Below are 25,693 nucleotides of genomic sequence, written 5' to 3'. Positions count from 1 at the left end.
CGTGGAATCCACACCATAACAAGGATTCTATAATATCCCGCCAACACAACCTACAACCTACCGCGACCGGACGCGGTAGTAGTCGGTGAATTTCACCACGTCGCCATCCTCGAGATCCGCGGCTTGGGAAACCGTCCGAGGCCGCCCGGCCGCCTTGCAAACGGCGTTTTGTGTCTCCTCCGAGAGCTCGTCGAAGTGGTGGATCCGGGCTTCCGGCGGTGGTGTTCCGGTTCGACGCAGTCGCATTCGCGGCTCCGATACTGACATGTGACACCATATAACATGAAAAATCATAAAAGCTCCGCCGCCCAGCGAGATGTGTCGTATACAACGAGTTTTGAATATCCGGTATCCGACGGAGTCACCAGCGACCGTACAGCTACACCGGCGCTTTGAGATACTTCTCGTTGATCTCGTACTCGCCGTCACCGTTCTCGACCAGGTACTCCCCGTAGTACGGCACCCGATTCGCGACGACCGTCTCGAACGTTTCGGCGATCTCCTCGCGGCTCATCTCGCCCATCGACTGCAGGTCGTCGTTGCGATTGAGACACCCCTTTAGATACCCCTCGTGGGTCACGCGAACGCGACCGCAGCTGGCACAGAACTCCTCGTTTTCGACCGGATCGACGATCTCGACCATGCCGCCGCCGGAGCCGTCGGCGTCGGTGCCGATGAAGTACCGTTTTCTGTCGTGCATCTCGCGACGTTCGACGCGATCGGCCTTCTCTTCGAGCCAGTCGTGGACGCGTCCGATGTCGATGTTCCACTCCGGCCGTCCAGTGAGCTCGGGCATGTACTCGATGAGCTGCAGCTGTAACCCCTCGTTTTCGGCGACGTGGTCGACCATCTCCTCGACGTATCCGGCGGTGTGGGTGAACACGACCATGTTGAGCTTCACCGGGTCGAGTCCGGCATCGACGGCCGATCGCACTCCCTCGAGTACCTGCTCGTACGCTCCCGACTTGGTCACCGCCGCGAAGTCGTCCGGATCGAGTGCGTCCTGTGACACGTTGACGCGGTCGAGGCCGGCGGCTCGAAGATCCGCTGCTCGACCGGGGAGGAACGTCCCGTTCGTCGTCATCGACACCTCCATCGAGTCGGGGGTTCTTCGGACGATCTCTTCCAGGTCCTCGCGGAGCATCGGCTCGCCGCCGGTGAACTTCACCTTTCGTACGCCGTACTCCTCGACGACCTCCAGGAATCTGACGACGTCATCCGTTCCCATCTCGTCTTCACCCGGCTCCATCGGACCCCGCGTGTCGCCTAGTCCCTCGTTGTGACAGTAGATACAGTCGAAGTTACAACGATCGGTGAGAGACACCCGAACTCCCGTCACCTCCCGACCGAACTCGTCCGCGAGTGGGCCGCTCATAACAGAAGGAAGCACACATGTGTGCTTAAATAACCGGGTCGTTCGCGCATCTACGTAACCGCTGAAGATTACTACGTTCAGTTGCCGAAATACGTCGGTTAAAAGGATTCGGCTCGAATACACACCTTCGATCGCGCGGGTTCGTTCGGGAACGAGCGCTCCGCGAGGAACACGACCACGACCACGTCGGTGATCCCTGGCGAGTCGGCCGTCGGTGACATCGGTCGAAACGTCAGTCGGACCCACATATAAGGGACGTCGAGCCGAACGAGCGTGTAATGAGTCGAAATGACGAGGTGGCGGCGCTGTTAGAGGAGTTCGCCGACCGCCTCGAGGCGACGGGCGTCGAGTACAAGCCGACCGCCTACCGGCGCGCGGCCGAAAACGTTCGCGACCACCCCGCGCCAGTCGAGAACCTCGCCGGCGAAGGAGAGGCGGCCGTCGCCGAGATCGACCGCGTCGGCGATGCGATCGCGTCGAAGATCGTCGAGTACTTCGAGACCGGTGCCGTCGAGGAGCTGAGTGAGCTCCGCGCCGAGCTCCCCGTCGACATCGACGCGCTCACCGCCGTCGAGGGCGTCGGCCCGAAAACCGTCGGAACGCTGTACCGCGAGCTGGAGATCACGACGCTCGACGAGCTCGAAACCGCCGCGGAGGCCAACGAGATACGCGAGATCAAGGGGTTCGGTAAGAAGACTGAGGCGAACATCCTCGACAACATCCCGTTCGCTCGCGAAGCGCGGAAGCGGACCCGTCTCGGCGACGCTCGCCCGATCGCGGACGCGGCGCTGTCGTACCTTACCGACGTCGACGGCGTCGTGGACGTCGAGGTGTGCGGCTCGATCCGTCGGTGGAAGGATACGATCGGCGACGTCGACGTGCTCGTCGCGAGCGATGATGGGGAAGCGGTGGTGGCGGCGTTCACCGACTGGTCCGACGCGGACGCGACGATCGAGGCCGGGACGGGCAAAGCGAGCGTCCGAACCGACGGTGTCCGCGTCGATCTCCGCGTCGTCGACGAGACGGAGTTCGGCGCGGCGCTTCAGTACTTCACCGGGTCGAAAGCGCACAACGTCGCGGTCCGTAACCGCGCGATCGACCGCGGCCTGAAAGTGAACGAGTACGGAGTGTTCGAGGTCGGCGACGGTGACGCAGGCGAACCTGGCGACGGCGACGCAGACGAACCTGCATCGGACGCGCCTGAGCGCGCTGGCGTTCGGGTTGCGGGCGAAACCGAACGGGGGGTGTACGAGGCGCTCGGGATGGCGTGGGTGCCGCCCGAGCTCCGCGAGAACGCTGGGGAGATCGAGGCTGCAGCCGATGACGCGCTCCCGACGCTCGTCGAGACCGACGACGTTGCGGGTGATCTCCACACCCACACGGACTGGTCTGACGGAAGCTACACGATCGCCGAGATGGTCGCCGCCGCGGCCGAACGTGGATACACGTATCACGCCGTCACGGATCATGCGGCTGGTCCCGGGATCTTCGGGAACACCGGGCTCGACGAGATGGCGATCGCGTCGCAGGCGGACGCCGTTGCCGAGGTCGCAGCGGAAGCCGACATCGAGGTGTTCCACGGTATCGAGGCGAACATCGACGCTGATGGCGCGATCACTACCGACGACGACACGCTAGCCGATCTGGACATCGTCGTCGCGTCGCCACACTCCGCGCTCGACGCGGACGCCAACGCCGCCACCGAACGGCTCGTTCGCGCCGTCGAGCATCCGCACGTCGACGTGCTCGGCCACCCGACCGGCCGCATCCTCAACAGCCGTGAGGGGCTCGCGCCGGATTTCGAGACCGTCGCGGCGGCGGCCGCCGCTGCCGGAACCGCCATCGAGGTGAACGCCAACCCGGCGCGACTCGACGCGCACGGTGAGGCGGTTCGCGCCGCTATCGACGCGGGCGCGTCGATCGCGATAAACACCGACGCCCACTCCCCCCGTGAGTTCGACAACGTCCGATACGGCGTCCACACCGCCCGGCGTGGCTGGGCCGAACGAGCCGACGTGCTCAACACGTGGGGCGTCGAGAAGCTCCGCGCGTTTCTGGACGACTGACGGAGGTGCCACCGAGATGTCCGATGAACGCCGGACGACAGATGATCCAGCGGCGACGGATGATCCAGCGGCGACGGACGGCTCCGATGCACCGCCTCGTCCTCGGGTCCTCGTCGACGCGATGTGTGGATCGCTCGCCAGACACCTCCGTATCTGTGGATACGACGCCGCCTACGCGTTGGATCGGGAGATCGAGGCCGACGGGCGGCTGCGCGCGGTCGCGGACGACGAAGACCGAGTCCTGATCACGCGCGACCGCGAGCTTGCGGCCGCCACCGACGACGCCGTGTTGGTGACCGAGCTGGACGTGCTCGACCAGCTTTACGAGGTGGCTGCGTCCGGGTTACCGGTCGATCCCCGCTGAGCCCCGAAGATGTGGGGCCTGTAACGGGCGGCTGGACCGCGTGGACGAACCGCCGACCGACGGTCGACCCCGTGCGTGGCGGACGCTGCGGAGGACAACGGGGTCGGATCGAGCGATTAACCCGGATCGGCGGCGTACGGGTCGACATGCACGTGACGGTCGACGTGGTCGGCGGCGACGAACACGACTGCGTCGTCGACGACGACGCGACGTATGCCGACCTGATCCGCGCGGTCGGTTTCCACCCGCAGGAGGCGTCGATCCTCGTCGACGGCTCGCCGGTCCCCGGTGACGGAGCGGTCGACGCCGAGCGCGTCGCGCTGCTTCGGCTAATAAAAGGAGGGTCGGCGTGACGAAAGCGGGAACCGACGGCCGGCCGGAAGCCACGGACGAATCCTCGGGAGCGCCGACGACTGCGGCGGCGGAGTTCACGCTTCAGAACGGCGGTCCCGGTCCGGATCCGCTCACGCTCTCCGAGCTTGACGCCGTCATGGCAGTCCTCCTCTTCCATCGTGACCATTTCAGCGGGAACTGCCGCCGGCAGGCCCTCCGGATGGCACGTCAGCTTGACGCGTTTCGCGCGCGCGATGTCGCCGTCGTCTCGGTGCTTCCGGAGTCGAAAGCTCGCGCCGCGGCGTGGGCCGAGGCACGCGAGACGCCCCTGCCGACGCTCGCCGACCCCGACGGTGAGGTCGCCGATATGTACGACCAGCCGACGCGGTTCGGACGCCTCGGACGTCGGATCGACCTGATCGGACGGCTTCCGCTCGTGGTGCTCGTAGATCTTCGGGACGATCCAGCGGAACTGTGGCGATACGCCGGCGAGTCGGCCGCGGACTGGCCCGACATCGACGTGCTTCTCCGGGAGGTCGAGAAGTTCGCGTGACAGACGGGAGGGATCGCTCGCGGGCGACGCCACCGGGACCGGCCGAACCTCCGGACGGAATCTCCGTCGAGGCGCCGGCGGGCGACGACCGACTCGACGTGCTCCGAGTGCTCGACGCCGCGATGCTTTCGGTCGACGCCGACGGTCTCGCCGACCGGATCGATGCCGGTGACGTGTTCGTCGCCCGCGCCGAGCGAACCGAAGCAGTCGTCGGGGCGCTCGTCACGAGCCGGCCGGAGCCGGGTCGTCTGCACGTGACTGCGCTTGCGGTCCGACGCGAACGTCGCGGTCGCGGGATCGGATCCGCACTCGTCGCCGACGCGGTTGCCCACGCGGTCCGCCATCCCCGGATACAGCGGGTGACAGCGGCGTTCGACTCCTCGATCGAGCGGTTCTATACCGACCTCGGATTTGAAATTGACCCACACAGCGGCGACGACGTCGTGGCGGATGGCGACGATCGACGATGGGGCGTTCTGCGGGTGGATACGACCGAGTGAGCGGCGCTCGTCGGGCAGCCGGACGGATGTGCCGTGTGTTTCCAATTCACACGAAGGTGAACGTTTTTTCGGCGGGGGTCGTAGCGGCACGTATGCGCTACATAGTCGCCACCGATGGCTCCGATGAATCGGACGATGCGGTCGAGTACGCCGCCACGCAGGCGGCCGCGTTCGACGCCACACTCGAGGTCGTTCACGTGCTCACGCCCGAAACGGAGTTCATCAACGGCGAACTCGTGTTACCGGGCGACGACCAGTCGATCGAACTCGGCGAACGAGCGCTCGATAACGCCCGAGAGCTGGCCACCGAGACCGCCGAGAATCTTGACGGCGACGTGAACGTCGAGACGGAACTGCTCGCCGGGCGGCCCGCCGAACGGATCGCCGCCTACGCAGACGAAACCGGAGCCGACGCGATCTTCATCGGTCACCGTGGGCTCTCCGAGGAACACGAGCAGGTGGTCGGGAGCGTCGCGAAAAGCGTCGTCGGAAAGGCAAACGTTCCTGTCACCGTAATCCGGTAGTCGCGACCGACGGATCCGGCGAGCGTTTTATCTCGTATGCCGGAGAGTGGTCCGGGCTACGTCGAATCGTTGAGCCGGAGCGACATCTCCATCTCGAAGCTCTCCGCACCCGTCGTCTCGAACCCGATCTTTTTGTACAGCGCCACTGCCGCGCGGTTCCATCGCTCGACGGTGAGCCAGACTTTGGCAACTCCCTCCGCCTGTCCGTAGCCGAGCAGCCCGCGAATGAGTTTGGTTCCGATCCCAGCCTCCTGATACTCCTGATGGACGAATATCGCGAGTTCGTACACGTCCTCCTCGTCGGGGACCAGCGTCGCGTGGCCCGCAACCTCGTCGCCACACCACGCGAGCACGTTGAGGCAGTCCGCATCGAGGATCGACTCGAGCCACCCGCGGATTCGCGCTTTGCCGCCCGGCGGAATCCCCTGTGCGCGGTCGGCAGGGTCGAACGCCTCGTACATGTCGACGAGTGCCTCGTACGTCTCTTCGGAGCCGTCGTACGCCCGTATCTCGACGGTTCGGCCCTCTCGATCGGTGAACTCCGTTGGCGGGTCGGGGAACGTTCCCGCGACCGTGTCGGGGAATCTCCGATCGGTCATCTGACCAGTGTCACCGACGTCGTGGCGTTCAACAGCACGAACTCGGCGATCGTTCCGATCGTTATCTTCCCCATCGGGCTCCGCTGGCCGCCGCCCAACACGATCTCGTCGAATCCCTCGCTTTCGGCGATATCGACGATCCGGCTTCCGGGGTCGCCCTCGATCCGCCGTATCTCCGCGTCGATCCCCGCAGCCTCGACGGCCTGCTCGGCCTCCGCAACGAGTTGCTCCGGCGACCGTTCGGAGTCCGGATTGTCGACAACCGCGATCGTCAAGTCGTCGCCGGCGGCCGCGGCCCGATCGACCGTCCGCTCGAGCGCATGCAGCGAGTCCGCGCTGCCGCCGATCCCGCAGAGTACCTTCATGACATCCACGTCCACCGGCGAGGTAAAAAAGGGTTCTCACGTCGACAACGACCGGAGGACGGCAATCGCACCGACAACCCTTTTGTTCGACCGGAAGTTGGATCGCGCATGGACGATCGGTCCGGCTCCGCCACCGACCCAAGCGATCCTGCGAGTGCGGACGATCACGTCGAACCGAACGACACCACCGATTCGGACGACGCGACCGCTGAAGCGGACGACGAGATCCCCCCCGACGTCAGAAAGTACGAACGATTCAAGAAGATGGACGGCGCTCGCTACGAGCGCGTCAACGAGTTCCTTCGAGACCGGACGTACGTCACCGCCCGCGAATGGGCGATCGCGCGGCTCTGCGCGGACTTCCGGACCGAGACCGGCGTCGAAATGACGAAGATCGGTGAGAACCTTCCCGAACTCGTCCCGTTTATGACCGATACGTACACCCCACAGGCGGTCAACCAGGCCAGATACTCCTTCGAAGAGAAGGTGACGAAATCGGGAGCAACGTTCCTCTACGGGGCAATGTCCGGATTCTTCACCGCCGAAGATCTGGACGAGATGATGTACGAGGCGACGGAGGTCGCGAAGTTCCTCCTCGAGGTCGAGGGCGTCGATCTCGCCGTCGCCGACGAACTGGACGCCGAAGATCGTATCAGCGAAGTGATGAGAGAGGTCCGTGAATCCTCCGCGACGCTCCGCGGCGAGGAGGTCCGCTGCCCGGAGTGTGGGCACGTCCACGAACCTGCCGAGGAGTAGCCGATGGACGAGTTCGCGGCCGTACTCGACGCCGTTTCGGACGCGGCGTCGACGTGGTCGACTGAGCCCGCGGTGGCGAGGCGCGAGAAACGACGACCCGGGTCAGAGATGCTCGAACGCCGGGAGTATCCGTGTTGACAGTCCGTCCGGACTCAACAACACGTCCACGTTCGACTCCCGATCCACACCCGGCAGTTCGACGTCCGCGCGACCTTCACCGATCACGCCGTTCTCCTCGAACCGCGCCACCATCCGGTACGTACCGGGTGCGGTCGCCATCGGCGCGACGACGACTGCGGACTCCGGGCCGGCCGCGACGCCAACCTCGCTCACCGGGGTTCCGTCGCCGCCGTCCGAGACGACGGTTACCGTCACTTCGCCGGGATGGTCCGTGACGTTTACCACCCGAACGCCGAAGGGCGGATCGACGGTGTCGCCGCCATCATCCGTCTCGCCAGTTCCGCGTTCGTCACTGCCGGTCTCGTCATCGGTGCTCCCGTCACTGCCAGTCTCACTCCCGGCCGTCTCACCACCGCCCACCCCGTCGTTGACAGCCCGTGCTCGCACGCGCTCGATATCGAGTCGCGTAGTCGACCCGTTCGTGACACGATACGGGATGAGCGCGGAGTACAGTTCACTCACGTCGCGCTCGCCGTCTCGATCACGATGGATCGTCCCGGCGTGTTGAGTCGTCACGTGGAACCCACCGTTGGCCTCGTAATCGAGCGTGGCGACCGTCTCGACGCTGATCTCCGTCGCTCCCGACTCGACGTGATAGTTGTGAATCCGCGTCTCCTCATACGTGGCCACGTAGTCGGTGACCGACTCGGGGGTGAGCTCCTCCGGACGCTCGGGAAACTCACGCATCGAGATGCCCGGATCGGAGCCGCCGAGGCTCCCGACACAGCCGGCGAAACCACCGACTGCGACGCTAACGGCGGACAGAAACGAACGGCGTCGCATATCGATCGGTTCCCGGGAATCGGCATGAAAGCCGCGAAGGCACAAACGCGAGTTTTCGTTATCGGTCGAAGCTCCGCCTTTTGTATCGGTCGAAGCTCCGCCTTTTGTATCGGTCGAAGCTCCGCCTTTTGTATCGGTCGAAGCTCCGCCTTTTGTATCGGTCGAAGCTCCGCCTTTTGTATCTGAATTCAAGGCGACAACCTCGGGGCTTGACCCCGGGGTAGTTTACCGGTCAGTCGTCCGCGTTTGCGACTGCGGGGACTGATCCGTCGTCGTACCCGGGCACCGTCCCGTCATCGTTCCAGCCACGAAGACCGTAGTACTCCGAGAGTGCCTCCTCGAACCCGTGGATCGCGTCCGCGTACGGGACCGTGTCGTCAGCGCGGTCAAACCCGCGAGCGTTGTTGAACGCCCGCTCGAGCTCGACGACGCGGCCTCCCAGCGTGAGCAACTCCTCGTACTCCGCGTCGAGCAGTCGGGCGAGCCGGCCATCGGTTATCGTTCCGCGCGAGAACTTGCAGATCACGGCCGAATCGAGGACGGCGTTCCGATTCTCCTTGTCGACGAGTTTCGGCGGTTTCCCTTCCAGCCCGCTGGGGTCGAGCGCGTCTTCCTTGTCGACGAGCGGGTACTCGTACGGGTAGAACTCGCCGTACATATGGTCCGCCCCGCGGTTCGCCGTCGCGAACGCGAGCCCCTGGCCGTTGAGCTTGCGGCCGTCGTGTCCGGCGAACGCCATCCCTTTTACAGTCCAGTCCTCGGCGCCGAACTCCTCGTGTGCTCTGTGAACTCCCTCCGCGAGCTTGCCGCCGACGCCGTCACGATACGCGATCTGCTCGACGAGGGACTGAACCAACTCCGCGTTGCCGAACTCGTCTTCGGACGCAAGAAACATCGAGACGACGTCGCCACAGGAGATCGTATCCATCCCGAGCTCATCACACAGTTGGTTCGCGCCCATCACGTCGACGATGTCGTCGACGCCTGCGTTCGATCCGAACGCCATGACGGTCTCGAACTCCGGTCCCTCGGTCTCGATCCCCCGTTCCTCGTCGCGCGTGGGGAGCTTGCAGGCGAACGCACACTGTGAGCACGTTCCTTTCTTGTACTTTTTCTCCTCGACGCGGTCACCGGAGATCCCCTCGACGTCCTCGAACGACTGTTCGGAGAAGTAGTAGGATGGAAGCGCGTCGACCTCGTTGGCTAGCTCCGTCACGCTCGTCGTTCCTTGCCGTTTCATGATATGATCTGCGGTCGCCGCCTCGCGATGGACGTCTCCCGCGTCGTCCGGCCACGCGATGTCGATATCGGCGTCGGCATCTCCGTCGAACGTCACCAGCTTCACGCCCTTCGAGCCGAGCACCGCGCCGAGTCCTCCCCGGCCAAACGCGCGGGTCTCGGAGGTCATGATCGACGCGAACCGGACGGCGTTCTCGCCGGCCGGGCCGATGCAGGCAACGTTCTCCGCATCGAGTCCGGACGCCGTGTCGACGTGTTCGGTGACTGCCGGTACCGTCGCCTCGGCGAGCTCCGGCACGGGTTCGAACTCGACGGTTGCGGAGCCGTCGTCGTCGATCTCCCGTACGTGCACCGCGAGAAGCTCCTCGCTCGCTCCGATGAACTCGACGGCCGCGTAGCCGGCACCGGTGAAGTTCCGCGAAAGGAACCCGCCCGCGTTCGAGGAGAGCAGCCCGTTCGTCAACGGCGAGAGTGCCGTCGCCGCCATCCTGCCGGTGTACGACGTCGTCGAGTACTGCATCGGCCCCGTCGAGAGGTACAGCCGATTCTCCGGCCCGAGTGGGTCCGCGTCGAACGGGATACGGTCGTACGCGAGTCGGGTGTTGAGTCCGCGACCGCCGACGTACGATGTCAGCACGTCGTCGATCGGTTCGGTCGATGCCGATCGGTCGGAGAGATCGATTCGCAACAGCGGTCCCCGTGCGTGTCTCATACGATAGGTATTCGTGGACACGGCGATAAAGGTCAGGGCTGCGGTCACGCGGTCGGTTCATCGATCAGTCCCCCGGATCCGACGAATCGCACCTCGCGCCGGGCAACGACGCCGGCCACACAGAGAGCGACCCCCAGTCCGACGAGCAGCGTGACCGGGAGCTGTCGTCCGCCACCGTGCCAGTCCGCGGCGTACGCTCGGGCGTAGAAGTCGGCGACGTGAGCGCTTTCGACGGCGAACAACACCTCCCTGTTGTCGGTCGCCGCCACCTCGTTCCAGTTGAGACTCCCGACCACGACCGCGTCGTCGATGATGAGTCCCTTCGCATGCACCTTCTCGAACCGTCCGCGCGGTTCGGCGATCCGTACCTCGACCGGGTCGTCATCGAGCGCTCGGGCGAGCTCCCGATTGCGATCGCGGTCGTACCACGCACCCGACAACAGGAGATGGGTGTCGACACCGCGGTCGGCGGCTCGACGGAGCGCACGAACGATCCGGCCGTCGGAGCCGTCGGTTCTGGGAACGACGGCGAGCACGCGTCGATCCGCCTCGTCGATCCGCTCGACGATCCGATCCTCCGCGTTCCCCGGTGCGGTGAGGAGTTCGACATCCGCGACGTGCTGCTCGGGCGGATCGAACCGGGTCGGATACGTGCCGTTCGCGCTCCCCGACTCGTGGAACTCCGTCTCCTCGCGGAACGCGGCCCACGAGCGTGTGTCCGGCGCTCGGGCGTCGCTCTCGAACAGCGCGGCGAGCTCGTCGGCGATCCGGGGGTCGGTCGTTGCAACTCCCCATCCACGGTTCGACCGACCGCCGGTTCCCGACGCCTTCCAGTTCTCCGTAAGTACGACACCCCGGTCGTCCGCAACTGCGTACTTCGCATGATGAAACCGGAATCGATCGGGGTCGCCGTCGAGCACCACCACCTCGACGCCGGCGTCGTCGAGCCGGTCTGCGACCGCCGCCCCGCGCTCCGGAAACCCGCCCACCGGTGTGCCCTCAACCAGCACGCGGACGGTCACGCCTCGGTCCTCGGCGTCGATAAGCAGCTCCACGACTCGCTCGGACTCTATCGTGTAGCCCGCGACTAGCAGTCGCTCCTCGGCCCCTTTGAGCCGGTCGATCGGCGGATCGGGACTGTCAGGGAGGACGAACGGCGTCACCGATGCGTCGTCGATCCGAACCGGGCCCCGTGGAACGTATCCGTCCGGACGCCACTCGTCCCAGTCGACACGCCAGCGGTGCCCCTCGCGAACACGGTCGTACGCGACTACATCGACGACGTCTCCATCGCGTCGAAGCTCGATGCGGTCGCCTGCGGCCGAGAGCGGAAAGTGATCGTCCAGTCGGCGGATCTCGACGTCGTCGACGTGTGAACGCGTTCGGTTCGGTGCCATCGACAGCGCCACCGTCCCCGTCGCATTCTCGGGGATCGATGCCTCGTGGTGGCCGTCGTGTAACGACCAGTTTCCCGACTCCGGGAGCTCGACGACGAGATACTCGCCGTGATTTCCCTCCGCGGTCGGATTCGGATACAGTTCGACGATGCTTGCGGACGATGCTGACCGGTTCGTGACGGTGTGGTCCTCGTCGGGTGTGACGCCAGCGATCGGGTCGCCGCGTCCATCGACAACGACTGAGACGTCGCTCGTATCCGAGCCGTCGACTGCCGCGACAGAACCCGTTGCGCCGAGAACCGTCGTCGCTACGAGGACGGTACCGATCGCGGTCGCTACGAGGACGGTACCGATCGCGGTCGCTAGCTGACCGGTGTCGATCGCGGTCTCGAACGGTCGTGAGCGCACGGAGCGTCTGGCCGCGCTTTCATTCAAAAGTGTACGGACAACGGAGGGATCGATATGAGATGCGTTCCGCTGCCGGCCGATCGCTAGAGTTGTCCGAACGGGAGGGTGTCATAGAACAGTGCACACCGACATATGAATCGCTCAGTGTAGCCATCCCGGTGAGTGATCTCGGGCGTATATTGCGCATACGAGAATCGATGTGTGGTTTATAAAGGTGTATTCAGCGCGGTGAGGAGTGGTATATAAGTGAGCGGTGGAGCAGAGATCGACTTGGAAGCCCCAGCCGCGACGGCTCGCGCGGCTCGCTGCGCGCTTCAGTCGCTCACTTCGCTCGCTCCTTGCAGTGCTTGCTTCGCCGGGCTTCGCCCTCGCGACTGCCCCTTCCAGTCCCGCCCCGCACCGCAGCCTCGGACCACCCCAGCCTCGACCGGAGGGGCCGCCGGAACCGCTCGGCGGCCCCCTCCGGTCTCCCTCGCGCGCTCGCTCACGGCTTCGCCGTTCGCATCCGAGGGCTCCCTCCGGTCGCCCTCGCGACTCGCGGGCCGCTGGCCCGCTCGCGGCGCGCGCCACCGCAACCACACCGCAGAGCATGATTTATATATCAGGTGACGGCGGGCGGTCGGCGCGCGCCTCCGAGCGCTCTGGAAAGAGCGCGAGGAGCGCGTGCGAGGGAGGCGGCGGCGAGCGCGGAACGCGCGAGCCGCCGACGAGGCTGGGGAGGCGCGAGGTGCGGTCGCGGTGCGGTCGGGTGGGGTTGAAAGGGGCAGCCGGGAGGCGGGCGCAGGCGACACAAGCACTGCAGGGAGCGAACGACGTGAGCGACCGAAGCGCGCAGCAAGCGTGCGCCCGCCTCCCGGCTGGGGCTTTCAGATCGTTCGTCGCGGAGCTATCGCTCCCGCGACTCACTTATAAACAGCCGAAAATCCTACCACACACTCACTTATAAACCACCCATCCACCCTCGTGAGCGACGTACGCCCGACATCGATCACGAAGCAGGCTCGTTCTGGCGGTCGATTCGGGTGCATATCAGTCAACTGCCTCGGAGGCAAGTGGTTCGAGACGCTTCGCGTCTCGTCATCACGGAAATCGGAGATTTCAGTACGACCCCGAGGTATCCGTCTTGCTTCGTGATGAACAACTGTCATGCCAATGGCGCTATGCCACCACGATCACGCACGGCCGGAGGCGGGTCCGGCGCGGGGATCAGCAGACGATCGCTGCGGGAGCATCGAGTCCGGTGTGAGTCGCGCTACCGCTCGTCGCCGTGGCGGCTCCGGACCCAGTCGTCGTCGCGGTACTTCGTTGCGACCAGCTCTCGGGCGCGGTCGATCTCTTCGTCGGTCCACGTGCCGTCCCGGTCGAGCGTCGCGTCCGGGTTCGTCTCGACCCACGCCGCCAGCGACGCCTCGACCGCTCCCACTGCCGCCGCGCGGTCGACGTCGGCGAGCTCGTCGATCCCGACGACTCGCTGCTCGAACGCCTCGGCGGTGACCGGCGGGTCGGCGAACGTCCCGAGATGGCGTGTGGCGTCGACGGCGTAGCTGAGCGAGCCGTGCTGGATCACCGCGTCGCGCTTGCGGTACTGGGCGTTCCCGGCGATCTTGCGACCCGAGCCGGGCTCCGCGTCCGAGCCGGGCTCCGCGTCCGAGCCGGGCTCCGCGTCCGAGCCGAGCTCCTCGTCCGTGCTCGCCCGGGCGACCATATCGTGGGCGGGATGCAGTTCGCGCAGGTAACAGGTGGGGTGATACAGCTCGGAGACGGTCGTGTCGACGTAGTCGACGTCGAGTCCGAGCGCGTCGAACGCGTCGAGGATCGGCCGACACAGCAGGTGGTAGCAGTCGAGCAGCTCGCCGGGCACCTTGCCCGCGGGAATCGCGATCGAGTAGGCGATGTCGCCGTGGGCGTCGTGGTAGATCCCGCCGCCGCCGGTCTGTCGGCGAGTGATGTCGATCCCCTCCCGTTCGCAGAACGCCCAGTCGACGGTGTCGGTGTCCTGTCCGTAGCCGAGCGACAGACAGCTGGGCTCCCAGCCGTACACCCGCACGGTCGACGGACCGCCCGCGGCGGCCGTCTCTGCCGCGACCTCGTCGAGCGCCATCTGCATCGGTCCGGGTCGGCGCTCCTCGCGGATCAGCCGCCACTCGCCGCCCGGCGCTGCCGCCCGGTCGGTGACGGTCCCGGATCGCCCGTCCGCCGCGTCCGTCTCGTCCGTCCCGTCCGCCGCGTCCAGCGACGTCTCCGTTGCATCCTCCGATCCGGTCATACCGAGGGGTGAGTTCGGCCGATGGAAAGCGATTGCGCTCCACGGTCACGAGACCGAACACCGCGACGATCCGAAGTTACAAGGATGTTTCCTCACGCGTGAGCGTATGGGCCGAAACGACGACGAGCCGGAGTCGACGGCACCGGAGTCATCCCAGTCGTTCGCCGCCAAGCGGTACGAGGCGGCGTTCGCCGGGAAAGGGACGAACCTGCCAGTGCGGATCGAAGCGCTTCGCGAGGCGGCGTTAGCGGAGCTCGACGAGGACACTGCCGCGTTTCTTGCTGGCGGGGCAGGCGGCGATCGGACACTGGATCACAACCGTCGCGGTTTCGAGCGCTGGCGGATCGTCCCGCGACCCCTCAGGGACGTCGAGGAGCGCGATCACGAGGTGAACGTCCTCGGAACGACGCTTCCGGCTCCGATCGCGCTCGCGCCGGTCGGTATCCAGGCGCGATATGCCGAGGACGGGGAGCTGGCGACCGCCCGCGCCGCGGCGTCACACGGCGTACCGCTGGTCGCGAGCGCCGTCAGCTCACGAACCCTGGAGGCGATCGCCGACGAGACGGGGGACGCCCCGGCGTGGTTCCAGCTGTACGCCAGCACTGACGACGCGGTCGTGGGGAGCTTCGTCGATCGGGCGGAGGCGGCCGGCTACGACGCGCTCGTGGTGACCGTCGACGCGCCGCTTATGGGGTGGCGCGAACGAACGATCGACCGTGAGTCGCTCCCGTTTTTCAACGGGCAGGGGATCGCGAACTACCTGGCCGACCCCGCGTTTCGGGATCGGCTCGACGATCCACCAGAACTGAACGAAGCGGGGGATGTGGAGACGGCGGTCGGCGAGGCAGCGATCCGGGAGTTCGCGGCCCAGTTCGGTCGCCCGAGCCTCGACTGGAACGACCTCGAGCGGATCGCCGAGCGGACCGACCTTCCGGTGGTGATCAAGGGGCTTCTCCACCCCGATGACGCCGCCGAAGCGGTAGAGCGGGGGTTCGACGGGGTCGTCGTCTCGAACCACGGTGGTCGACAGGTGGACAACGCGATAGCGTCGATCGACGCGCTTCCCCGTGTCGTGGACGCGGTCGACGACCGGATCCCGGTCCTGTTCGACAGCGGCGTCCGTCGCGGTTCCGACGCGTTCGTCGCGCTGGCGCTGGGTGCCGACGCCGTGCTGCTCGGCCGACCGTATCTCTACGGACTCGCGATCGACGGAGAAGCGGGGGTCCGGGCGGTCCTCGCGAACTTTCTCGGCGACCTCGATGCGACGCTCGCGCTCGCCGGCTACGACTCGTGGCGACGGGTCGACGAGACGGCCCTCCAACCGACGTCACCGTCCGACCGACGTCGGTGATCGCCACCGTCCGACCGACGTCGGTGATCGCCACCGTCCGCGGTTCGCGAGCCGATTCGATATGCAAACGCTGATAGGCACGGTGTCGTATGTACTGAAATATTATGTCTAATCCTGCAGGAGGGGGGCCGCGATCGGACGGCGGCGACGCGACTCCACATGTGGTGAGCGACGCGGAGCTCGAGTATCCAAGCGGCGACTGGTCGGGGTTCTTCAAGAACCACTTCGGGCCATCGATGCTGTGGGCGCTGATCAGTATCGGCGGGAGTCATATCGTGCTTGGACCGACGATGGGGGCGACGTTCGGGCTGTTCGCCCTCTGGATATTCGCGTTCATCTATCTCGCGAAGTACGGGGCGTGGGAGCTCGGCATCCGGTACAACTACGGCGTCGGCGGGAATCCGGTCGAGGCGTACGACCAGCTCCCCGGGCCGAAAAACTGGATGCAGTGGTACACCGTCGTGGTCTTTGCGGTGTTTTACATCGGGATCACGAGCGGCGTCGGAATGTCGACGGCGGCGTTGATCGCCCCGCTGGTTCCGCTGTCGGTTCCACAGCTGTTCGTGGTGCTCGTCGGCGGAGCGGGACTGCTCGTGTTTTTCACTCGGTATAGCCTCCTCGAAAAGATACTCGTCGTGTTCACGGTCGCGCTCGGCGCGCTCTTAGTGCTCGGGGTGTTCGTGGGCCCGCCCTCGCCGGACGTCACGGCCGGGACGCTGCTGTCGATCGACCTCTCCGGCGAGCGGTTGGTCGTCTTCGTCGCGCTGTTCGCCGCGGCGGCCGGGTTCGCACCGACTGGGTTCTCGACGAGCGTGCTGATCGGCAGCTGGAGCATGGCGAAGGGTGAAGGTGCCGGCCAGCTCCGGGAGTCGGGTGCCGACCCGACCGACGAGCGCTACCACGACTACATTCGGGCGTGGATCAAAACCGGGCGGCGCGATTTCAACATCGGCTACGCGTTCAGCTTCGTTCTCGTCGCTGCGATGATCATCCTCGCCTCGAACGTGCTGTTCCCGGAGCCGGTGGAGGACGCGAACTTCGCGTTTGCGGTCAGTCAGGTGCTCTCCGAATCGTTCGGCGACTGGGCGCAGTGGGCGATGATCGTCGGCTCGTTCGCGGCGCTGTACTCGACCGTGATCACGCTGCTCGACGGCGCATCGCGAGCCTCGGGTGACGTGCTGCCGATGGCGATGGATCGGGACCTCGACAGCGAGCTCGTTCGTCGAGCCGTGCTGGCGATCATGGTCGTCGTCAGCAGCACCGTCGTGCTCCTGCTCGGGAACGTGCCAGTGACGTTCGTCGTGGCGATCGCCGCGATCCTCGCCGTCACGGAGATCCTGTTTTACCCGGCGAACTGGTACGTCGTGAAGGAGAACCTTCCGGAGCCGTTCCAGCCGTCGAGGACGTGGATCGCCTACTACGTACTCAGTCTGATCACCGTCGTGGTCTTCGGAATCTTGGGCGCGCTCGCGCAGTTCGATCTCGTCCCGGTGCTCGTCGACGCGCTGACTTCCTGAGTCGGCGACCGCTGATACATTCGCAAGCCGGCGGCGGTCAGTCGGACTGGTCGGGAAGGATCTTTCCGGGGTTGAGCGTGTTCGTGGGGTCGAGCGCTCGCTTGACCGCCCGCATGGCCGCCACGCTCGCCTCGCCGTGTTCCCGCACGAGATAGTCGCGTTTTCCGAGACCGATCCCGTGCTCGCCGGTGACCGTACCGCCGACGTCGAGAACGTGGTCGATGATCGCCTCCTGGGCGGCAGCGCTCCGCTCCAGCTCGTCGGGGTCGTCCTCGTCGACGAGGACGATGTAGTGGACGTTCCCGTCCCCGGCATGGCCGAAACACGGGATAGAGAGGTCGTACTCTTCGGCGAGACGTTTGACGCGGGTGACCGTCGAGCCGTACTCGCTGATCGGGACGGTCACGTCGCCCGGGTGGCCGATATCGCGGTCCGGGTCCGACGCTCGGATCGCGACCGCGAGCTCCCGTCTGGCACGCCAGAGATCGGCCATCTCCTCCTCGTCGGCCATCTCGAACCGCTCGACGCCGTGTTCGGCGAAGATCCCTTCACAGAACGCGACCTCGTCGTCGACGCCGTGTTCCGCGTGGAACTCGAGGAACACCATCGGAACGTCCGGCAGCGACTCGCCGGTGTACGCGTTGGAGATCCGTGCCGAGTCACGGTCGATCAGCTCGATCTTTGCGACGTCGACGCCGGACTGCACGGCGTCGGCGACCGCGTCCGCAGCGTCGTCCAGCTCCGAAAACAGCGCGCGTCCCCCACGGACCTGTCGAGGACGCCCCGCGAGCTCCAGCGTGGCGCGAGTCACCACGGCGAGTGTGCCCTCGCTGCCGACGATCAGGTCCCGGAGGTTGTACCCGGAAGACGTTTTGCTGGCTTTCGAGCCAGCGGTGATCACCGAGCCGTCGGCGAGGACGGCTTCGAGCTCGAGCACCCAGTCGGCGATCTCTCCGTACTTGACCGTCCCCATTCCGCTTGCGGCGTTGGCTATCATCCCACCGATGGTCGAGATATCCCCCGATGACGGGAGCGGCGGGAAAAAGAGCCCGTGGTCCCCCGCTGCGTCGTCGATCGCATCGCCAAGCACCCCGGGTTCGACGTCGATCTGGTGGTCCGCCGGTCGGATCTCGAGGACGGAGTCCATCCGCGTGAGATCCATGCTGATTCCGCCGTGAACCGGAATCGGGTTCCCCTCGATGCTCGTTCCCGCGGCGTACGGCGTCACCGGCAGTTCGCGCCGGGTTGCGGCCTCGAGCGTCGCCGAGACCTCCTCCGTGCTCGCCGGCCAGACGACGACGTCGGGTTCGGTCCCGTGGTCGGTTCCCCAATCGGTCGCGCGCTCGGCTCGCGCCGACTCGTGCGACGACACTCGATCGGGAGACATGATGGCCTCCAGAAATCCGACATCCCGGAGCATACGTCGTCGAGTCCACGAGCACCAATAACTGTTCTGACCCGGGGTCGGGCGAACACTACCCGAATCTATCGACCTGCTCACTCCTCGCGGTCGATCCGCGCGCCGAGGTCGTGGAGCGTGGCGAAGAAATCGGGGAAGGAGACGTCGACGTGCTCGCCGCCGCGGATCGTCGTCGTCCCGTCGGCGACCAGCCCGGCGACCGCCAGCGACATCACGATCCGGTGGTCCGCTCGGCCGTCGACGGTCGCGCCGATGAGGTCGCTCTCGGAGCCGTGAATCGTCAACACGTCCGGCTCCTCGGTCGTCTCCGCACCGAGCCGCTCGAGCTCCTCGGCCATCGCGGCCACCCGGTCGGTCTCCTTGTACCGCACGTGCTCGCAGTTGACGATCCGCGTGTCACCCTCGGCGACAGCGCCGAGCGCCGCGATCGTGGGAAGCAGGTCAGGCGTGTCGCCGACGTCGACCTCGATCCCGGACAGTGAGGAGCGTCCGACCGTGATGACGCCGTCCTCGCGGTCCCACTCGATGTTCGCCCCCATCCGCTCGGCGATCCCGACGATCGCGGAGTCGCCTTGCGCGCTCGGACGCGCTCCGCGGATCCGCACCGAGTCGTCCGGATGGGCCGCGACAGCGCCCGCGGCGACGAGATACGAGATCGACGAGAAGTCGCCCGGCACCTCGTACTCGCCGCCCGGCGGCTCGTACGTCTGCCCGCCGGGCACGGAGAAGCCGGTCGCGCCCGCCGCGCCGTGATCGGAACCAGCTGCTTCGTGCGCTGCGTCTGCCGTCTCGTCGTGTATCGGCATCGCCTCGATGCCGAACGCCTCGAGCAGTTCGAGGGTGATGTCGACGTACGGCGCGGATTTCAGCTCCGTCGTCAGCGCCACGTCGATCCCCGTCTCCGTGACCGCGCCGGCCATGAGGAGGGCAGTGACGTACTGTGAGGAGACGTCGCCCGGGATCGCCACCTCGCCGCCGGAGAGCGGGCCGAACACGACCAGCGGGGCCTGCCCGTTTCCGCGCGTCGACTCGGCCCTGACGCCGAGGTCGGACAGCGCCTCGAGCAGCGGTCCTTGCGGTCGCGACCGGAGCGAGGCGTCACCGGTGAGCACGGTGCCGCCGTCCGCGAGCGCGGCGGTCGCCGTGACGAGCCGGGTCGTCGTACCGGAGTTCGCACAGTCGATCACGTCGTCCGGCACGTCGGGGCGGCCGTCGAACCCGTCGACGACGAACGCGTCGGCGTCACGGTCCCGTTCGACGTCGCCGCCGAAGGCGGTCACCGCGCGAGCGGTCGCTTTCGTGTCCGCGGAGACGAGCGGCGAGCGGACGGTCGCACCCTCGCCGTAGCCGGCCGCCAGCAGCGCGCGGTGCGTGTAGCTCTTCGAGGGAGGCGCGCGGACCGCCCCGCGCACGTCGGAGTTGGTAACGTGGACGTCCATACTACCCCGTGTCACACGAGAACGTAAGTCGGTACCGGAGCGACGTCGGTGGTCCCCGACCCCGCGGTGGCGTTCGACGTCACACGATGAGCGCCTCGTCGACGACGACGATCAGCACGAAGCCGAGCAGAAACGCCGTCGTCGCCGCGTCGGCGTGGCCGTGGCCGTGCGAGGAGGGGATCATCTCGCGGAACACGACCGCGAGCATCGCGCCTGCCGCGAACCCGGCGGCGATCGGGAACAGCCCGGACGCAAGCGAGACGAGGTAGAAGCCGAACGTCGCGGCGACGACCTGCGGGACGAAGCCGGACAGCGTCGTGTACAGCAGCACGCGCCCGCGGCTCATCCCCGTCTCACCCATCGGGACGGCGAACGCGAACCCGTCGGGCACGTTCTGGAGCCCGATCACGACCGCGAGCAGCAGCGCCACCTCCTCGAACCCCGACGCGAACGCGACGCCCATCGCCAGTCCCTCCGGCCCGTTGTGAAGGGTGATCGCTCCGCCGACGAGCACCGCCCGGCGGAGCCGACCGTCGCGGTCCGCTCGATCGTCACGGTCCGCTTGCTCGTCGCGGTCCGCTCGATCGTCGGGATTGAACCCCTCGGCGGGAGCGGGGGCGTCGGCGGGAGCAGCCGTGTCGGCAGGCGCCGATTCGAGGCCCATCTCCACAACGTCCGCGTTGGTCGCCCCACCCTCCGCGACCCAGTCGAGGTACGCGGCCTGCACGTGCGGGATCATGCGATTCCCGACGAGCAGCGCGAGCCCGCCGAGAGCGATGCCGACCATCACCGTCGCGAGTCCGCCGTCCTCCATCCCCGGGAGGATCAGCCCGAACACGCTCGCACCGACCATGATCCCGGCGGCGAGCCCGAGCCCCGCGTCGTACGTTCGGTGGCTCACGCGGGCCCGGGCGAACACCGGTACCGCGCCGAGCCCGGTCGCGAGCCCCGCCGCACCCGTGATCACCAGCACGGTCGCGATATCCGTCATGCGGGTCGGTCGCGCCGTGTGAAAATATAACCCGGGGACGGCGGCTCGGGCACTCTGGGGACGGCGGCTCGGGTATTCTTTACGACCGTCACGCGCGCGCGTGCGCCGGGTTTATAACCCGCCATCGACTAACTCGAATACGTTCTATGCCAGAGGAGAGTGAGTACGGTGCGGGCCAGATCCAAGTGCTGGAGGGCCTGCAGGCCGTGCGTAAACGTCCGGCGATGTATATCGGATCCACGGACGACCGTGGACTCCATCATCTCGTCTACGAGGTCGTCGACAACTCCATCGACGAGGCGCTCGCGGGCCACTGCGACGAGATCGAAGTGACGATCCACGACGACGGCTCCGTGGGCGTCCACGACGACGGCCGCGGGATCCCCGTCGACACCCACGAGAAGTACGACAGACCGGCGTTGGAAGTGATCCTGACCGTGCTGCACGCTGGTGGGAAGTTCGACTCGAAGTCGTACCAGGTGTCCGGCGGTCTCCACGGCGTCGGCGTCAGCGTGGTCAACGCGCTCGCCGAGCGGCTCGAGGTCGCGGTGAAACGCGACGGCGGCGTCTACCGCCACCGGTTCGAGCGCGGCGAGCCCGACGAGGACGGGTTCGAGCGCGTCCGCGACATGGAGCCGGGCGAGAACACCGGCACCCACATCCGATTTTGGCCCGACGACGAGATCTTCGAGACGGACGAGTTCTCCTTTTCGACGCTCGCGAACCGACTCCGCGAGCTGGCGTTTCTCAACTCCGGCGTCGAGATCACCCTCCGCGACGAGCGCGACGGCGAGTCCGAGACGTTCCTGTACGACGGCGGCATCCGGGAGTTCGTCACGTATCTCAACGAGACCCGGACGCCGATCCACGACGAGGTGATCTACTTCGCCGACGAGGCCGACGACGTCCACGTCGAGGTCGCGATGCAGGCGACGGAGGAGCTGCAAGGCTCCGTCCACGCGTTCGCGAACAACATCAACACCCGCGAGGGCGGAACCCATCTCACCGGGTTCAAAACGGCGCTCACCCGGGTCATCAACGACTACGCGAACGAGCACGGGCTCGTCGACGACCTCGACGCGAACCTCAAAGGCGAGGACGTCCGCGAGGGGCTCACCGCAGTCATCTCCGTCAAACACCCCGACCCGCAGTTCGAGGGGCAGACGAAGACGAAGCTCGGCAACAGCGAGGTCCGCGGGATCGTCGAGTCCGCGACCCACGGGAAGCTCGGCACCTTCTTGGAGGAACACCCGGGGACTGCACGCAAGCTCGTCCACAAGGCCGCCGAGGCAGCCAGAGCGCGCAAGGCCGCCAAGAAGGCCGAGGAGCTCACCCGCCGGAAGTCCGCGCTGGAGTCGACGGCGTTGCCCGGCAAGCTCGCCGACTGTCAGACCCGCGACCCCGCGGAGGCGGAGCTGTTCGTGGTGGAAGGCGACAGCGCCGGCGGAAGTGCAAAGCAGGGCCGGAACCGCGAGAATCAGGCGATCCTCCCGTTGAAAGGGAAGATCCTCAACGTCGAGAAACACCGCCTCGACCGCATCCTGGAGAACGACGAGATCCGCGCGCTGATCACCGCGATCGGCGCGGGGATCGGCGAGGAGTTCGACCTCGACGAGGTCCGGTACAACAAGGTGATCCTCCTCGTCGACGCCGACGTCGACGGCGCACACATCCGGACGCTGCTTTTGACCCTGTTGTATCGTCACATGAAGCCGCTGATCGAGGCGGGGTACGTGTACGCCGCCCAACCTCCCCTGTACCGGATCCGGAAGGGGTCGGAGACGTACGACGCGATGACCGAGGCGGAACGCGACCGCATCATCGCCGAGAAGTGTGACGGCGAGCCGGACCAGATACAGCGGTTCAAAGGGCTCGGCGAGATGAACCCCGACCAGCTGTGGAACACGACGATGGACCCGGAGAACCGTATTCTCAAGCGCATCACGATAGACGACGCCGCGGCGGCCGACCGTATGTTCAGCGTGTTGATGGGTGATGCGGTCGAGCCGCGAAAACAGTTCATCAAAGAGCACGCGACGGAGGCCGAGTGGGTGGACATATGAGCTCGGAGCTGCCGAACCCCGACGACGTCGGTGCTGCACAGGTGACGAACGCGCGCATCGAGGACGAGATGGAGCAGTCGTACATCGACTACGCGATGTCCGTCATCGCGGGGCGTGCGCTCCCGGACGTCCGCGACGGGCTCAAGCCGGTCCACCGCCGGATCCTGTACGCGATGCAGGAGGCGGGCGTCACCTCGCGGTCCGCCCACCGCAAGTCCTCCTCGATCGTGGGGGAGACGATGGGTGATTACCACCCGCACGGCGACAGCGCGATCTACGACGCTCTCGCGCGGATGGCCCAGGACTTCTCGATGCGGTACCCCCTCGTCGACGGGCAGGGGAACTTCGGCTCGGTCGACGGCGACCCGCCCGCGGCGATGCGGTACACCGAGGCGCGGATGTCGCCGATCGCGGAGGAGCTGCTGGCCGACATCGAGCGCGACACCGTCGACTTCCAGTCGAACTACGACGACCGGCTCACCGAGCCGGAGGTGTTGCCAGCGGCGTTCCCGAACCTGCTCGTTAACGGCTCGTCGGGGATCGCCGTCGGGATGTCGACGAACATTCCGCCACACAACCTCGGGGAGGTGATCGACGCCACGGTCGAGCTGATCGAGAACCCCGACTGCACCGTCGAGGACCTGATGGAGCACGTGAAGGGGCCGGATTTCCCGACCGGCGCGAACATCGTCGGACGGAACGCGGTGCACAAGGCGTACAAAACCGGTCGGGGTCGCGTCCGCGTCCGCGCGGAGTTCGAGGTCGACGAGGAGGCGGGCCGGATCGTGATCACGGAGCTGCCGTTCCAGCAGAACAAGTCTCGCCTCGTCGAGCGGATCGCCGACGACGTCAACGAGGGCGCGATCGAGGGGATCCGCGACTTGCGTGATGAGTCCGACCGAGACGGGATCCGCGTCGTCGTCGATCTGAAACGGGGCGCGATGCCGGAGGTCGTGAAAAACCAGCTGCTGGAGAGCCACCTCGAGCGCACGTTCGGCGTGATCAACCTCGCGTTAGTCGACGGCGCGCCACAGGTGCTGGATTTAAAAGAGACGCTCGAACACTACGTCGAGCATCGTCGCGAGGTCGTCCGTCGGCGCTCGGAACACGAGCTCGACGAGCGCGAGGAGCGTGCACACATCCTCGAGGGGCGGCTGAAGGCGTTAGAAAACGTCGACGACGTCGTCGAGACGATCCGGAACTCCGAGGATCGCGACGCGGCGAAAACGGCGCTCGAGGCGGCGTTCGAGTTCTCCGAGGCGCAGGCGGCACATATCGTGCGGATGCAGCTGGGCTCGCTCACGTCGATGGAGACCGCCGAGATCGAATCCGAGTACACGGACGTCACCGACCGCATCGAGCGACTGGAGACGATCCTCGACGACACGGACGAGCTCGACGCGGTGATAATCGAGGAGCTCGAGGCGGTACGAGACGAGTACGACGACGAACGCCGGACGAGCTTCATCGAGGACACCGGAACGGTCACCCACGAGGATCTGGTCCCCGAGGAGGAGTGCGTCGTCGTGATGAGCGAGGACGACTACATCAAGCGGATGCCGCTGGAGACGTTCCGGGCACAGAACCGTGGCGGCAAGGGGATCATCGGAACGGATCTGAAGGAGGGTGACCGCGTCTCCTCGGTGTTTCAGGCGAACTCCCACGACTATCTGCTCGTGTTCACCAACCACGGGCAGATCTACCAGCTGAAAACGTACGAGATCCCGGAGATGTCCCGAACCGCCCGCGGGAAGTCCGCAGTGAACCTCCTCGATCTCAACGACGGTGAAGAGATCGAGGCGGTCGTCAACACGGACGACTTCTCGGACGACGAGTACCTCACGATGGTCACCCGCGACGGGTACATCAAGCGGACCGCCGCCGGGGAGTTCGAGAACATTCGGTCGACGGGGATCCGCGCGCTCAGCCTCGGCGAGGGCGACGAGCTCGTCGACGTCGAGGTGACGGACGGCGAGACGGACATCGTCATCGGGAGCCGGGACGGGATGGCGATCCGATTCGACGAGTCGGAGGTGCGCGCGATGGGTCGTACCGCCCGCGGCGTGTACGGCATCGACCTTCGGGAGGGAGACGCGGTCGCCGGCGTCGCCGCGATCGACGAGGAGCGTCACAACTGGGTGTTGACCGTCACCGAGAACGGCTACGGGAAGCGCTCCGACCTCGACGAGTATCGACCCCAGTCCAGAAACGGCATGGGGCTCGTCGACATCAAGACGGGCGACCGAAACGGCGCGGTCGTCGCGGTCGAGGCGGTGACGTACGGCGACCACCTGCTCGCGATGAGCGCCAACGGACAGATCATGCGGACCCGGGTCGAGGAGATATCGACGGTCGGCCGCAACACGATGGGCGTGATCGTGATGGACGTCGAGCCCGGCGACGAGGTCGCCTGCGTCGACGTCGTGCCCGAGGCCGACGTCGAGATCGACGACGCGAACTGACCGTCCGCACGGAGACGTCGTTCGCGCGGT

22 protein-coding genes and 1 pseudogene are annotated in these 25,693 nt (G+C 66.3%); 11 read left to right on the top strand and 12 right to left on the bottom strand.

The window, feature by feature from the left end; translation table 11 throughout:
- Positions 1-57: 57 nt before the first annotated feature.
- The 3 genes from ACYQ0R_RS01410 to ACYQ0R_RS01400 all read right to left on the bottom strand — a co-directional run bounded on the left by ACYQ0R_RS01410 (position 58) and on the right by ACYQ0R_RS01400 (position 1,596).
- Complete coding sequence (locus ACYQ0R_RS01410) at positions 58-267, bottom strand: DUF7979 domain-containing protein (protein ID WP_459820553.1); 210 nt, start codon at positions 265-267, stop codon at positions 58-60.
- A gap of 112 nt (positions 268-379) precedes the next feature.
- The gene (moaA, locus tag ACYQ0R_RS01405) at positions 380-1,375 is read right to left on the bottom strand and encodes a GTP 3',8-cyclase MoaA (protein ID WP_459820552.1); all 996 of its coding nucleotides are present in this window, start codon (positions 1,373-1,375) and stop codon (positions 380-382) included.
- Positions 1,376-1,473: 98 nt separating this feature from the next.
- A complete protein-coding gene (locus ACYQ0R_RS01400; protein ID WP_459820551.1) occupies positions 1,474-1,596 on the bottom strand; it encodes a hypothetical protein in 123 nt (40 codons plus the stop codon).
- Between the two features lie 57 nt (positions 1,597-1,653).
- On the opposite strand from ACYQ0R_RS01400, the gene ACYQ0R_RS01395 reads away from it, so the two are divergent.
- The 6 genes and pseudogenes from ACYQ0R_RS01395 to ACYQ0R_RS01370 all read left to right on the top strand — a co-directional run bounded on the left by ACYQ0R_RS01395 (position 1,654) and on the right by ACYQ0R_RS01370 (position 5,715).
- Positions 1,654-3,441, top strand: coding sequence for a DNA polymerase/3'-5' exonuclease PolX (locus ACYQ0R_RS01395; protein WP_459820550.1), 1,788 nt, complete (start codon positions 1,654-1,656; stop codon positions 3,439-3,441).
- Between the two features lie 16 nt (positions 3,442-3,457).
- Positions 3,458-3,875: pseudogene (locus ACYQ0R_RS01390) on the top strand (Mut7-C RNAse domain-containing protein); the annotation flags it as partial.
- Between the two features lie 76 nt (positions 3,876-3,951).
- On the top strand, positions 3,952-4,158 hold the full coding sequence (gene samp2 / locus ACYQ0R_RS01385) for a ubiquitin-like small modifier protein SAMP2 (RefSeq protein WP_459820549.1): 207 nt from the start codon (positions 3,952-3,954) through the stop codon (positions 4,156-4,158).
- A complete protein-coding gene (locus ACYQ0R_RS01380) occupies positions 4,155-4,691 on the top strand; it encodes a redoxin domain-containing protein (RefSeq protein ID WP_459820548.1) in 537 nt (178 codons plus the stop codon). The genes samp2 and ACYQ0R_RS01380 overlap by 4 nt, the downstream gene beginning before the upstream one ends.
- Positions 4,688-5,191: a GNAT family N-acetyltransferase gene (locus ACYQ0R_RS01375; RefSeq protein WP_459820547.1), complete on the top strand. Its 504-nt coding sequence runs from the start codon at positions 4,688-4,690 to the stop codon at positions 5,189-5,191. The genes ACYQ0R_RS01380 and ACYQ0R_RS01375 overlap by 4 nt, the downstream gene beginning before the upstream one ends.
- 92 nt (positions 5,192-5,283) lie before the next feature.
- Positions 5,284-5,715 carry a universal stress protein gene (locus ACYQ0R_RS01370; RefSeq protein ID WP_459820545.1) on the top strand — a complete coding sequence of 144 codons (432 nt, stop codon included), beginning with the start codon at positions 5,284-5,286 and terminating at the stop codon, positions 5,713-5,715.
- A gap of 56 nt (positions 5,716-5,771) precedes the next feature.
- On the opposite strand, the gene ACYQ0R_RS01365 is transcribed toward ACYQ0R_RS01370, so the two are convergent.
- Positions 5,772-6,314: a GNAT family N-acetyltransferase gene (locus tag ACYQ0R_RS01365; RefSeq protein ID WP_459820544.1), complete on the bottom strand. Its 543-nt coding sequence runs from the start codon at positions 6,312-6,314 to the stop codon at positions 5,772-5,774.
- Positions 6,311-6,679: a universal stress protein gene (locus ACYQ0R_RS01360; RefSeq protein WP_459820543.1), complete on the bottom strand. Its 369-nt coding sequence runs from the start codon at positions 6,677-6,679 to the stop codon at positions 6,311-6,313. Before ACYQ0R_RS01360 ends, ACYQ0R_RS01365 begins: the two co-directional genes overlap by 4 nt.
- A gap of 108 nt (positions 6,680-6,787) precedes the next feature.
- Between ACYQ0R_RS01360 and ACYQ0R_RS01355 the strand changes: the two genes are divergently transcribed.
- Positions 6,788-7,435, top strand: coding sequence for a DUF5806 family protein (locus ACYQ0R_RS01355; RefSeq protein WP_459820542.1), 648 nt, complete (start codon positions 6,788-6,790; stop codon positions 7,433-7,435).
- A 102-nt stretch (positions 7,436-7,537) separates the two neighbouring features.
- On the opposite strand, the gene ACYQ0R_RS01350 is transcribed toward ACYQ0R_RS01355, so the two are convergent.
- The 4 genes from ACYQ0R_RS01350 to ACYQ0R_RS01335 form a co-directional block, all read right to left on the bottom strand.
- Positions 7,538-8,398, bottom strand: a complete 861-nt coding sequence (locus ACYQ0R_RS01350) for a hypothetical protein (RefSeq protein WP_459820541.1) — start codon at positions 8,396-8,398, stop codon at positions 7,538-7,540.
- 232 nt (positions 8,399-8,630) lie between these two features.
- A complete protein-coding gene (locus tag ACYQ0R_RS01345) occupies positions 8,631-10,349 on the bottom strand; it encodes an aldehyde ferredoxin oxidoreductase family protein (protein ID WP_459820540.1) in 1,719 nt (572 codons plus the stop codon).
- 44 nt (positions 10,350-10,393) lie between these two features.
- Positions 10,394-11,959 carry a phospholipase D-like domain-containing protein gene (locus ACYQ0R_RS01340; RefSeq protein WP_459825633.1) on the bottom strand — a complete coding sequence of 522 codons (1,566 nt, stop codon included), beginning with the start codon at positions 11,957-11,959 and terminating at the stop codon, positions 10,394-10,396.
- Positions 11,960-13,406: 1,447 nt separating this feature from the next.
- A complete protein-coding gene (locus ACYQ0R_RS01335; RefSeq protein ID WP_459825631.1) occupies positions 13,407-14,261 on the bottom strand; it encodes a lipoate--protein ligase family protein in 855 nt (284 codons plus the stop codon).
- Between the two features lie 265 nt (positions 14,262-14,526).
- Between ACYQ0R_RS01335 and ACYQ0R_RS01330 the strand changes: the two genes are divergently transcribed.
- A complete protein-coding gene (locus ACYQ0R_RS01330) occupies positions 14,527-15,771 on the top strand; it encodes an alpha-hydroxy-acid oxidizing protein (RefSeq protein ID WP_459820539.1) in 1,245 nt (414 codons plus the stop codon).
- Between the two features lie 104 nt (positions 15,772-15,875).
- The gene (locus tag ACYQ0R_RS01325; RefSeq protein WP_459820538.1) at positions 15,876-17,288 is read left to right on the top strand and encodes an Nramp family divalent metal transporter; all 1,413 of its coding nucleotides are present in this window, start codon (positions 15,876-15,878) and stop codon (positions 17,286-17,288) included.
- Positions 17,289-17,325: 37 nt separating this feature from the next.
- Here ACYQ0R_RS01325 and ACYQ0R_RS01320 read toward each other — a convergent pair whose 3' ends face one another.
- The 3 genes from ACYQ0R_RS01320 to ACYQ0R_RS01310 all read right to left on the bottom strand — a co-directional run bounded on the left by ACYQ0R_RS01320 (position 17,326) and on the right by ACYQ0R_RS01310 (position 21,138).
- A complete protein-coding gene (locus ACYQ0R_RS01320) occupies positions 17,326-18,708 on the bottom strand; it encodes an FAD-binding oxidoreductase (RefSeq protein ID WP_459820537.1) in 1,383 nt (460 codons plus the stop codon).
- Between the two features lie 77 nt (positions 18,709-18,785).
- Positions 18,786-20,147, bottom strand: a complete 1,362-nt coding sequence (gene aroA / locus ACYQ0R_RS01315; RefSeq protein ID WP_459820535.1) for a 3-phosphoshikimate 1-carboxyvinyltransferase — start codon at positions 20,145-20,147, stop codon at positions 18,786-18,788.
- Between the two features lie 79 nt (positions 20,148-20,226).
- Positions 20,227-21,138: a ZIP family metal transporter gene (locus ACYQ0R_RS01310; RefSeq protein WP_459820534.1), complete on the bottom strand. Its 912-nt coding sequence runs from the start codon at positions 21,136-21,138 to the stop codon at positions 20,227-20,229.
- 146 nt (positions 21,139-21,284) lie between these two features.
- Here ACYQ0R_RS01310 and gyrB point away from each other — a divergent pair, with 146 nt between their 5' ends.
- Positions 21,285-23,201, top strand: coding sequence for a DNA topoisomerase (ATP-hydrolyzing) subunit B (gene gyrB, locus ACYQ0R_RS01305; RefSeq protein WP_459820533.1), 1,917 nt, complete (start codon positions 21,285-21,287; stop codon positions 23,199-23,201).
- Complete coding sequence (gyrA, locus tag ACYQ0R_RS01300; protein WP_459820532.1) at positions 23,198-25,663, top strand: DNA gyrase subunit A; 2,466 nt, start codon at positions 23,198-23,200, stop codon at positions 25,661-25,663. Before gyrB ends, gyrA begins: the two co-directional genes overlap by 4 nt.
- The last annotated feature ends 30 nt before the right edge of the window (positions 25,664-25,693 follow it).

Source organism: Halorubrum luteum, assembly GCF_054652935.1.
This window is presented reverse-complemented; position numbering and strand designations above follow the sequence as displayed.